Here is a 10,522-nt window from a genome sequence, read left to right on the forward strand (position 1 = left end):
GTGAGAATCGAGCGTAGCGAGGCTCGGAGCGTCGAGGAGTCGGCCGCGACAAGATGGCTGACGACGATGGCGTGAGAATCGAGCGTAGCGAGGCTCGGAGCGTCGAGGAGTCGGCCGCGACAAGATGGCTGACGACGATGGCGTGAGAATCGAGCGTAGCGAGGCTCGGACGGCCCGGCACACCTGGTGGTGTGCCGGGCCGCTCTCGTTGGCACACGCGAACCATGGCCAAACAGGGGGCTGGCGGAACCCCCGTCGGGAGATCGGCCGGCCGGCGGCGCCGCCCACATTCGTCGGGCACGATAGAAGGCGACGACCGTGGTCGGACGAAGGAGGGGACATGGGAGCCGCCGAACGTCTTGACGCCTACCAGCGCAAGCACCCGTGGGCAGGCTTCCCACTGGCCGTCGTCTACAAGTTCTTCGACGACCAGGGCGCCTACCTGGCGGCGCTCATCACCTACTACGGCTTCCTCTCGCTCTTCCCGTTGTTGCTGCTCCTGTCCTCCATCCTCGGATTCGTCCTCCAGAACGACCCGGCGCTGCAGCACCAGATCCTCGACTCGGCCCTTCGACAGGTCCCCGTGATCGGCCGGCAGCTCGACCAGCCGGGCGGTCTCAGCGGCAGCGTCGCCGCCGTCGTGGTCGGCGTCGCCGTAGCGATCTACGGCGCGCTGGGAATCGCCCAGGCACTGCAGAACGCGATGAACGTGTGCTGGGCAGTGCCGAGGCACCGCCGGCCGAACCCCTTCCTGGCCCGACTGCGCAGCCTGATGCTGATCGGCACCGCCGGGTTGGCCCTGATCGGCACCACGGTGCTCTCGGCACTCGGAGCCGCGGCGGGCGCCTACGGCGTCGACCTGGGCTGGATCGGGCAGGTGCTGCTGCTGGCTGGATCGGTCCTGGTCAACGCCGCGGTCTTCGTCCTGGCCTTCCGCATCTCGACGGCGCATCGCCAGACCGTGCGCCAAGCGGCCCCGGGGGCGCTGACCGCGGCAGTCGTGTGGCAGGTGCTGCAGGCCTTCGGCACGACCTACGCCGGGCACGTCGTCAGGGACTCCAGCGACACCTACGGCGTCTTCGCGGTGGTCCTCGGACTGCTGGGCTGGATCTTCCTCGGCGCCGTCGGCGTGGTGCTGGCCGTGGAGCTCAACGTGGTGCGGGCCAAGCGGCTCTATCCGCGGGCGCTGCTCACGCCCTTCACCGACGACGTGCAGCTGACGGACGCGGACGAGCGTGCCTACCGTGGCTCGGCTCGCGCGCAGCAGCTCAAGGGCTTCCAGTCGGTGAAGGTCACGTTCAACAAGCAGATCAGCCGGCGCGAGGACGAGCAGCCGAGGCCCGACCCGGATGACCGCGAGGGGTCCTGCCCGTGAACAAGGGCGTGCGGTGCACCCGGGACGGTCTCGAGATCGCCGCGGACGCGGCGAACGGCATACAGGTGGAGGTTGGTCAGCGAGGCGCAACCGGCGCCGCCCGACGCGCTCCTGCCTAGACTCCGGTCATGGCCGCCACCGAGACCCGACTGCTGGTGCTCGGTGCCGTCATGCTGTTCGAGCCGGTCAACGGCTACCAGATCCGCAGGGAGCTGATGTCCTGGCGGATCGACGAATGGGCCCACATCAAGCCCGGGTCCATCTACTCCTCGCTCTCGACGCTGACCGGGCAAGGGCACCTGGCGCGGCACGATCTGGTCGACGGTGGGCGGGACGTCGCGGTCTACACGGTGACCGACGGCGGCAAGGCCGAGTTCGCACGCCTCTTCCGTGACGCGATGGAGCGGGTCGACCCGCTGGCGCCGCTCGCCTTCCACACCGCTGTGCTGCTGTTGCCGATGGTGAGCCGGGCGGACTTCATCGACCTGCTCGAACGTCGGTTGGAGGCGCTTCGCCGCGCGCACACCGAACGGCTCACCGCGCCGGCCGAGGGCGACCCGGACGCCAGCCCGCCACACCTGCCGGCGGTCGCTGACCTGTGGTCGCGGATGGACCGGACCGAGCGCGAGTGGCTCGAGCAGCTGCTCGACCAGGTCCGGGACGGATCCTTCGCCTTCGCGGGGGAGCCGACCCGCTGGGCCCCGCCGCCGGACGACCCCGGTTGGCAGATGGACGCCGACCGGCGGCGCTACCGGCAGCTTCTGCGCGGCTGACGGCGCTGTCCTCGCGTCCTGGACACAGGGACGTCAAAGAAGATCGTGACAACACGCTATATCGCGATATATCGTATGTGCCGTGCCTGGGGTTGGCCCGATGAGTTCTACGTTCTCAACTTGTCCACCCATCGGCGCCGCCCGGTTCGGCCGGGCGACGAATTCGCTTGACAAGAACTGTGATCAAGTTTGAATATGTTGAAGTTCAAGCTTGATCAGATGTGACGAGGGAGCCCCCATGATCCATGCACGAGGTCTGGTCCAGACGTTCCAGACCGGCAAGGGCAAGCGCAAGAGCGAGGTCCGCGCCGTCGACGGAGTCGACCTCGACGTCGCCGAGGGTGAGGTGGTCGGGTTCCTCGGTCCCAACGGTGCGGGCAAGACCACCACGCTGCGGATGCTCACCACGCTGCTGCGACCGACGGCGGGCACGGCCACCGTGGCTGGGTATGACGTGGTGCGCCAGTCGCAGGACGTGCGGCGCAGCATCGGCTACGTCTCCCAGGCCGGAGGCACGTTCAGCGGGGCCCGGGCCGGCGACGAGGTGATGGACCACGGGATGCTCTACGGGCGGTCCAGGGCTGAGGTGCAGCGCCGTGGCCACGAGCTGTTCGACCAGTTCCAGCTCGACGGACTGTGGGACCGGATGCCCAAGAACATGTCCGGCGGGCAGAAGCGACGCCTCGACATCGTCATGGGCCTGATCCACGAGCCCACACTCGTCTTCCTCGACGAACCGACCACCGGCCTGGACCCGCAGGCACGCGCCAACCTGTGGCAGCACATCGCCGAGCTGCGGACGCGGCGGGGAGCCACCGTCTTCCTCACCACGCACTACCTCGACGAGGCGGACGTGCTCAGCGACCGGATCGTCATCATCGATCGCGGTCGCATCGTCGCCTCGGACACGGCGGACAATCTCAAGGCGCAGGTCTCCGGTGACCTGGTGGACCTCGAGATCCTTGACCCGCGGCAGCTGGGAGTGGCGGCCGAGCGCGTCGCCGCGGTCACCGACGGCAGGGCCAGGCCCGAGGTCGATGGCAGCCATGTCCGCGGGCGAGTGCCTCGGGCCGGCCGCGTGGTGCCCTCGCTGCTGCGCGACCTCACCACCGCGGGTGTGACCCTGGAGTCGATCGAGGTCATCCGTCCCACGCTGGACGACGTGTTCCTCTCCCTGACCGGACGCTCGCTGCGCGACGCCCAGGACGCGAGCGCCGACGACGGGCCCGAGCCCACCGACCACGAGCTCGAAGGAGCCCTGACATGACCTTCCTGCGGGAATCCTCGATCGTCTTCCGCCGCCAGCTGCGGATGAACCTGCGCAACCCGGCCTGGGTGATCATCGGCATGCTCCAACCGGTGCTCTACCTGCTGCTCTTCGGCCCGTTGCTCAAGGACGTGGTCAAGACCTTCGGCTACGACAACGCCTACACCTTCTTCGTGCCGGGGCTACTCGTGCAGCTGGGCATCTTCGGCGCGTTCTTCGCCGGCTTCAGCCTGATCGGGGAGTGGCGCGAGGGCGTCATCGAGGCCGAGCGGGTCACCCCGGCCAGCCGGACGGCCCTTCTGATGGGCCGCTTGTGGCGCGACCTGACCCAGCTGCTGGTGCAGGCGATCATCCTCGTGGCGCTCGGCTACCTCATGGGCATGCGCGCCTCGTGGCAGGGCGCGGTGCTCGGAGTCGTGCTCACCCTGCTGATCGGCGGGGCCTGCGCCGCGTCGTCGAACGCGCTCGCGCTCACCACCAAGAGCGAGGACGTCATGGCGCCGGTCATCAACATGGTGATGATGCCCGTCCTGCTGCTCTCCGGCATCCTGCTGCCGATGACGATCGGGCCGAAGTGGCTGTTGGACGTCAGCGACGTGATGCCGACCCGGCACGTGGTCGACGCCGTGCGAGGACTCTTCACCGGCGGCGCGGGCTCCGAGCTTGCCTGGGGGACCGGGTGGGCGATCGTGCTGTGTGCGCTGGGCGTCTGGTGGGGCACCGCCACCTTCCGCCGCGAGAACGCCTGAGCCAACTGACGATCGGCTCCGCCTCGGCACGGCCCGCCGGAAATGACGTGACCGGAGGCCGGGTGGCGCATACCGTTCCCGCCATGACCTCACGCATCTCGCACACCACCGTCAACGCCCTCAACGCCTACGACCAGTCGGTCTGGTGGTCAAAGGTGCTCGGCTGGACCGAGATCCCCGACGACCCGAACGAGCCCAGCCACGAGGAGTGCATGATCACCGATCCGGACGGGCCGGGGCAGTTGCTCTTCATCGACGTGCCCGACGCCAAGCAGCTGCGCAACCGGATCCACCTCGACCTGCGGCCCACGGACCGCACCCGTGATGAGGAGGTGGAGCGGTTGCTCGGTCTCGGCGCCACGTTGGTGGACGACCAGCGGCAGCCGGACGGTGGCTGGGCCGTGCTCGCCGACCCCGAGGGCAACGAGTTCTGCATCCTGCGCAGCGACGTCGAACGTGCTGCCGCCCGCTGAGTCCGCGAAGCCTCGTCCGATCACCCCGACGGTCGTCCGGTCCGGCCGGGAGCCTGCCCGTGACGGGTGGACGAGAACCACGTCACCATCCCGAAGAACCAGACGGCTCCGAGCACCAGGGTGACGAGCAGGATCTGGGTCCAGGGCGGAGGAGCCAGCCACCCGATGCCGAGGACGACCGCGGCCGCCACCCCCAGGGCGACGGACACCGGCCGGTACACCTCAGCAAGGTCATGCCAGTCGGCCAGCGAGGTTGCCAGGACGACGAGGGCCAGGACGCCGACGGCGACCGACAGCGACAGCACCAGGGGAGCCGGGTCAGGCGCGTGACCACTCGACGCGTGATCGACCATGCTGACCATCACCGCGCCGGTGGCTGCGATGGTCATCGTCACCGGCAGGTGCCCGACGACCCAACGGGACAAGGCCCCGCGCCGGGAGGCGACCCGCCGAGCCCCGACGAAATCGAAATAGCTCCACCAGTAGGCGAACCCGACGCCGAGGCCGAGGATGCCCGTGACCACCGCGACCGGCGTCCGGCCAGCATCGGCGATGCCGGCCACGACGCCGACCACCACCTCTCCGAGGACGATGATCGTGAACAGGTCGAACCTCTCGATCATCGACTCGCTGGCGCTGAGGCTCGTGTCTCGGGTGGCACCGTTGCGCCAGTCCAGGACCGTGATGCCGACGAGCCACCCCACCACGACCACCGCCCAGACGGCCAACCGCATCCCATCCGGCAGCGCCGCGCTGAGCGCCATGACCGTCGCCGAGACGAGGACCCCGAGGATGTAGGGCGTCGTGATGCGACGAAAGGCCCGGTCGTCCTGGCGCCGCACCGAGTACCAGAGCCAGCCGAGCAGAAACAGGTAGATCGCGTAGACGACGGCGAAGGCCGGGCCGTCGCCTGCGGTGGCGCCGCCGGTGAACACCGCGAGCAGAGCGAGGACCCCCATCTGCAGGAAGACATACGAGCGGGTCCGGCCCTCCGCCCGGCCGTGCAGGTCGTGGTAGATCGCGCCGTTGACCCACGCGAACCAGATCAGACCGAAGACGACGGTGAAGCGGCCCAGGGCCGCCCAGGTCACCTCCTCGGACAGGTGCCGAGCCGCCTGGCCCACGACCACGACGTAGACCAGGTCGTAGAAGAGCTCGAGGAAACTGACTTCGCGCCCCACGATGACGTCGCCGTGGGCCCTCGGCGGCTGCCAGAAGGAGCGGCCGAACGCTCCCGCGGACGCCCAGGAGACGGCCCTGCGCCCTACTCGATCCGGCATGTGCGCCCCTCGGTGTCGGCGGCCCTGCCCTGAGCGATCTTCCCGCACCTCGGGGAACGGGGCGGGTCAATCCGCCCGCAGGACGATCATCGTCCGGAATCGATGCGAGGCTGCGCAGATGAGCACGTCGACTAAAGCCAGGATCACGTGGACGCAGGCGCTGGCCTGGCGGATGGGGCGACACCTGCTCGACCCGGTCGGGTCCGAGTCGGCGGCCGGCGTCGTCCGCCGGCTCGGTGCGGTCCTCTCGATGGACGAGGCCCTCGCCGAGCTTGCGGTCAGGACACGACGCAACGCCTCCAGGGCCGGCGAGCTCGCGCAGGCGCTGGCGGACGGGGCGGTGATCAAGGCTTTCGCCTTCCGCGGGTCGATGCACTACCTCTCGACCGAGGACGGCGGCGTGTACCTCGCGCTCCGATCGGCCGGGCGGCAGTGGGAGCTGCCGAGCTGGGTGGAGCACTACCGGCTGAGGCCGTCGGACTGGCCCGACTTCCGGGCCGCGGTGCGGGAGGCGCTCAGCGACGGGCCGTTGACCGTCCACGAGCTCGGTGACGCGCTGACCCGACACCGCGCCTACCGCCACCTGAAGCCAGTCTTCGACGAGGGCGCGGGCACCTTGATCAAACCGCTGACCTGGCAAGGAGACATGGCCTTCGGTCCAGCCCGCGACGGACAGCACACCTTCCAGCGCCTCGACGACAACCCGCTCTGGCGGGGCATCCCGGACCTCGAGGACGCGGGACCGCGGGCCGTCACCGCCTATTTCCGGACCTACGGCCCTACCACGCTCGAGCACGTGCACTACTGGCTCGGCGATGGGCTGAGCGCGGGTCGCAAGCGACTGGACGGCTGGATCTCCGGGCTGGGTGACCGCCTGGTCACGGTCGACGTCGAGGGGACCACCGCGTACGTCATGCGGGAGGACGTCGACGAGCTCGCCGCGGTGCAGCCGTCAGAGGCCGTGCGGTTCCTTCCCGGGCACGACCAGTGGGTGATCGGTCCCGGCACCAAGGACGTCAAGGTCACCCCGCCGTCGCGACGCGATGCCGTCACCCGCAAGGCCAACCCGCTGATCGTCGGTGGCGTCGTCTGTGGGACGTGGGCTCTCAAGCGCGACGAGCTCACGGTCTGCTGGCTCGACCAGCGACGCCGACCCAACGTGGCCATCGCGCAGGAGGCCGAGCGACTGTCCGGCATCATCGGCCGGGACCTGCGCTTGGCACTCAGCTCGTCGTGAGCAGCTCGTCGGTCGTGGTGAAGCCGACGAGGGGGGCGTAGAGCGCCATCGCGGCGAGCGCCTGCTGGTGCGCTTCGTCGGTCGAGCCGGCACAGGCGTCGGTGACCACGGTGACGCGGGCACCGGCGTCGGCAGCCGGCAGCACGGTCGACAGCACGCAGCAGTCGGTCGCCACGCCGCAGACCACGAGGTGTGGCTCGGGGCCGGTGATCGCGGCCAGGTCGGTGCCCCATTTTCCGAAGGTCGTGGCGGAGACGGTCCGACCCGCGTGGGTCGCGATCCGGTCGTCCAGCCGGTAGACGTCCGCGTCCGGCGGCTGGAGGGCGAAGGAGAACTCCTCGTAGTAGGGGACCCACGACCCGCTCGGTCGCTGCGGCGCGACGAACCGCGTGAAGACGCAGCGCTCGCCGAAGGCCTCGGCCAGGCGAAGCGTCGCGTCCACCGACTCCTCGAACCGCGGTGCCGCCCAAGGGCTCTGGGGATCACCGAAGATGTTCTGCAGGTCGATGGCGACGAGCCAGGCGTCGTCCGGGACGCCCGTGGGGGAGCTCACGCGTCCTCGGCGACCGGCACGGCATACCCGCTCTCCTGGCGACGCACCACCGGCCGTCGTGCCAGGTAGGTGACCACGAACGACAGCGCGAGCGCGAGGATGACGCCGAGGTTGGCATAGGCCCAGTTGCCGTCCCGGCCACCGAGGCCGAGCGGCCCGAGCAGGTAGCCCTGCCAGTTGTTCCAGGCGGCGTCCTGGGCGAAGTTGTTGATGACCAGGCCCCAGCCGATGACCGACGTCACGACCATGGTGCCGATCGCGACCCAGTCGAACGAGCCATACCGGCCGCGGGAGTCGAAGAGCGCGTCGTCCTCGTAGTCCCGCCTGCGCAACGCGATGTCGGCCATCATCACGCCGGCCCAGGCCGCGAGCGGCACGCCGAGAGTGATGAGGAACGACTGGAACGGCGCGAGGAAGGTCTCGGCGAAGAACACCACGTAGATCGTGCCGAGGGTCAGGATCACTCCGTCGATCAGGGCCGCCGACGGACGGGGGATGCGGACCCCGAGGGAGAGCAGGGTGAGGCCGGAGGAGTAGATGCCGAGGACCGCGCCACTGACCAGGGCCAGCACGCTCGCGATGAGGAACGGCACGAGGAACCACGTCGGCAGGATGGTCGCGAGGGTGCCGATCGGGTCGGCGGCGATGCCGTCGGACAGCTTCTTCGACGAGCCGGCCAGCGCGATACCGAAGATGACCAGCAGCACGGGTGCGAGGGCCCCGCCGAAGGTGTTCCAGAAGACGACCGCCGGGCCGGAGGCGTCACGGCGCTGGTAGCGGGACCAGTCGGCGGAGATGTTGATCCAGCCCAGCCCGAACCCGGTCATCACCATGACCAGGGCGCCGATCACGGCCTGGCTGGAGCCGCTCGGCAGCGAGGTCACGGTGGAGACGTCGACGTCCTTGAGGGTCAGGACGATGTAGACGATGGTCACGATCCCCGTGATCCAGGTCAGCACCGACTGCAGCTTCATGATGAAGTGGTAGCCGGCGACGGAGGCGAGGACGATCAGCGCCGCGACCACGACGCACGCACCGATCTTGGTGGCCGTGCCGCCACCCCAGCCGAGCTCGCGGAACACGGTGGCGGTCGCCAGGGTTGCGAGGATGGCGAGGAAGGTCTCCCACCCGATGGACACGAGCCACGAGACGACGCCGGGCAGCTTCTGCCCTTGCACGCCGAACGCCGCGCGCGACAGGATCATGGTCGGTGCCGAGCCGCGCTTGCCCGCGATGGCGATGACACCGCAGGCGAGGAAGCTGAGGATGATGCCGACGACGGCGACGAAGATGGCCTGGCCGAAGGAGATGCCGAAACCCAGGATGAACGAGCCGTAACTGATGCCGAAGACGGAGACATTGGCCGCAAACCACGGCCAGAACAGGTCGAACGGACGCGCTGTCCGCTCGGCCTCGTCGATGATCTCGATGCCGGTGGTCTCCACGCCCATCCGGCGGGTGTCGCGCGCGGTCCGCGCCGTGGTGCTCATGGTCCGAGCCTGCCAGATTCCGGGGCGTCACGTGTCGCGCCCCACCCCGAAGGTCCTGTGACGTGACCATCGCCACGCCCGCGGGCCTGTCCTTCCGTTCCGCCAGCGGTCGGTGGGTGGTCGTCGCGACCGCTCTCGGCTCGGGGATGGCCATGCTCGACGGGTCGGTCGTCAACGTCGCGCTGCGCCAGATCGGCGAGCACCTGGATGCGAGCCTGGCCCAGCTGCAGTGGATCACCAACGGCTACCTGCTCGCCCTGGCCTCGCTCATCCTCGTCGGCGGCTCGCTGGGGGACCGCTACGGCAGACGGCGCGTCTTCCTGATCGGCGTCGGGTGGTTCGCGCTGGCGTCCGCACTGTGCGCCGCGGCGCAGGACCCGAACCAGCTGATCGCCGCGCGGGTCCTGCAGGGCATCGGCGGCGCACTCCTCACACCCGGCAGCCTCGCCATGATCCAGTCCGCCTTCCGCACCGAGGACCGTGGCCGGGCCATCGGCGCGTGGGCGGGCTTCGGCGGGATCGCCACCGCGGTCGGACCGTTCGTCGGCGGCTGGTTGGTCGAATACGCCAGCTGGCGCTGGGTTTTCCTGATCAACCTCCCGCTCGCCGCGGTCACCGTGCTCATCACGCTGCGCCACGCCCCGGAGAGCCGGGACACCGAGTCCGCGCAGCACTTCGACGTCGCCGGGGCGGGCCTGGCGACCCTCTCGCTGGTGGGCGTCACCTTCGCCCTCATCGAGGCGACCACCCTGCCGGCCGCGGCCGTGGCGACCAGCGCGGCCGTGGGACTGCTTGCCGGGCTCGCGTTCGTCCTGGTCGAGCAGAGGCGGCTGCACCCCATGATGCCGACGCACCTGTTCGCCAGCCGCCAGTTCAGCGCCGCCAACGGGATGACCCTGCTGGTGTATGCCGCGCTGGGCGCCTTGATGTTCTTCCTCGTCCTCCAACTTCAGACGGTGAGCGGCTACGGCCCGCTACGAGCCGGGATGGCCACCGTGCCCGTCACCGTGATGATGCTGCTGTTTGCCTCGCGCGGCGGCGAGCTGGCGACCCGCATCGGCCCGCGGCTGCCGATGACCTTGGGCCCGTTCGCGTGCGCCGCCGGTGCCGCCCTGCTCGTGGGCGTGGGCGAGCACGTGAGCTACTGGACCGAGGTGCTGCCCGGGCTCCTCGCCTTCTCGGTGGGGCTGTGCCTGCTCGTCGCGCCCCTGACGTCGACCGTCCTGGCGGCCGCCCCCGACCGCAACGCCGGCATCGCGAGCGGCATCAACAACGCCGTCGCACGCGCCGGCTCGCTGCTCGCGGTCGCGGCTCTGCCGGCGGCC

The 10,522-nt window shown here is 69.7% G+C and carries 10 protein-coding genes; 7 read left to right on the forward strand and 3 right to left on the reverse strand.

What is annotated here, in order from left to right; all coding sequences use genetic code 11:
* Nucleotides 1-340: 340 nt before the first annotated feature.
* From FRW57_RS11025 to FRW57_RS11045, 5 genes are all read left to right on the forward strand, one after another.
* On the forward strand, nucleotides 341-1,375 hold the full coding sequence (locus tag FRW57_RS11025; protein WP_152186003.1) for a YihY/virulence factor BrkB family protein: 1,035 nt from the start codon (nucleotides 341-343) through the stop codon (nucleotides 1,373-1,375).
* Nucleotides 1,376-1,503: 128 nt separating this feature from the next.
* Nucleotides 1,504-2,148 (forward strand): PadR family transcriptional regulator, encoded by a 645-nt coding sequence (locus tag FRW57_RS11030; protein WP_203230299.1) that lies wholly within the window; start codon nucleotides 1,504-1,506, stop codon nucleotides 2,146-2,148.
* A gap of 238 nt (nucleotides 2,149-2,386) precedes the next feature.
* Nucleotides 2,387-3,415, forward strand: coding sequence for an ATP-binding cassette domain-containing protein (locus FRW57_RS11035; protein ID WP_152186004.1), 1,029 nt, complete (start codon nucleotides 2,387-2,389; stop codon nucleotides 3,413-3,415).
* Nucleotides 3,412-4,164, forward strand: a complete 753-nt coding sequence (locus tag FRW57_RS11040; RefSeq protein ID WP_137121470.1) for an ABC transporter permease — start codon at nucleotides 3,412-3,414, stop codon at nucleotides 4,162-4,164. The genes FRW57_RS11035 and FRW57_RS11040 overlap by 4 nt, the downstream gene beginning before the upstream one ends.
* Nucleotides 4,165-4,247: 83 nt before the next feature.
* On the forward strand, nucleotides 4,248-4,637 hold the full coding sequence (locus FRW57_RS11045) for a VOC family protein (RefSeq protein ID WP_152186005.1): 390 nt from the start codon (nucleotides 4,248-4,250) through the stop codon (nucleotides 4,635-4,637).
* Nucleotides 4,638-4,657: 20 nt separating this feature from the next.
* Here FRW57_RS11045 and FRW57_RS11050 read toward each other — a convergent pair whose 3' ends face one another.
* A complete protein-coding gene (locus tag FRW57_RS11050) occupies nucleotides 4,658-5,917 on the reverse strand; it encodes a low temperature requirement protein A (RefSeq protein WP_152186006.1) in 1,260 nt (419 codons plus the stop codon).
* A gap of 118 nt (nucleotides 5,918-6,035) precedes the next feature.
* Here FRW57_RS11050 and FRW57_RS11055 point away from each other — a divergent pair, with 118 nt between their 5' ends.
* Nucleotides 6,036-7,154, forward strand: a complete 1,119-nt coding sequence (locus tag FRW57_RS11055; RefSeq protein ID WP_152186007.1) for a DNA glycosylase AlkZ-like family protein — start codon at nucleotides 6,036-6,038, stop codon at nucleotides 7,152-7,154.
* Here the strand turns inward: FRW57_RS11055 and FRW57_RS11060 are convergent.
* Nucleotides 7,141-7,707, reverse strand: coding sequence for a cysteine hydrolase family protein (locus FRW57_RS11060; protein ID WP_152186008.1), 567 nt, complete (start codon nucleotides 7,705-7,707; stop codon nucleotides 7,141-7,143). The two genes, FRW57_RS11055 and FRW57_RS11060, sit on opposite strands and share 14 nt — an antisense overlap.
* Nucleotides 7,704-9,197, reverse strand: a complete 1,494-nt coding sequence (locus FRW57_RS11065) for a purine-cytosine permease family protein (protein ID WP_137121475.1) — start codon at nucleotides 9,195-9,197, stop codon at nucleotides 7,704-7,706. Before FRW57_RS11065 ends, FRW57_RS11060 begins: the two co-directional genes overlap by 4 nt.
* A gap of 62 nt (nucleotides 9,198-9,259) precedes the next feature.
* Between FRW57_RS11065 and FRW57_RS11070 the strand changes: the two genes are divergently transcribed.
* The coding region (locus tag FRW57_RS11070; protein WP_238999395.1) for an MFS transporter at nucleotides 9,260-10,522 on the forward strand (1,263 nt) is incomplete at its 3' end.

Origin of the sequence: Segeticoccus rhizosphaerae (genome assembly GCF_009192725.1) — a bacterium.
GTDB lineage: Bacteria > Actinomycetota > Actinomycetes > Actinomycetales > Dermatophilaceae > Segeticoccus > Segeticoccus rhizosphaerae.

Bases quoted from the DNA above. Each gene is read 5' to 3' on its own strand.
- FRW57_RS11035 (WP_152186004.1), top strand. From the start codon at position 2,387: ATGATCCATGCACGAGGTCTGGTCCAGACGTTCCAGACCGGCAAGGGC.
- FRW57_RS11045 (WP_152186005.1), top strand. From the start codon at position 4,248: ATGACCTCACGCATCTCGCACACCACCGTCAACGCCCTCAACGCCTAC.
- FRW57_RS11065 (WP_137121475.1), bottom strand. From the start codon at position 9,197: ATGAGCACCACGGCGCGGACCGCGCGCGACACCCGCCGGATGGGCGTG.
- FRW57_RS11050 (WP_152186006.1), bottom strand. From the start codon at position 5,917: ATGCCGGATCGAGTAGGGCGCAGGGCCGTCTCCTGGGCGTCCGCGGGA.
- FRW57_RS11025 (WP_152186003.1), top strand. From the start codon at position 341: ATGGGAGCCGCCGAACGTCTTGACGCCTACCAGCGCAAGCACCCGTGG.
- FRW57_RS11030 (WP_203230299.1), top strand. From the start codon at position 1,504: ATGGCCGCCACCGAGACCCGACTGCTGGTGCTCGGTGCCGTCATGCTG.
- FRW57_RS11055 (WP_152186007.1), top strand. From the start codon at position 6,036: ATGAGCACGTCGACTAAAGCCAGGATCACGTGGACGCAGGCGCTGGCC.
- FRW57_RS11040 (WP_137121470.1), top strand. From the start codon at position 3,412: ATGACCTTCCTGCGGGAATCCTCGATCGTCTTCCGCCGCCAGCTGCGG.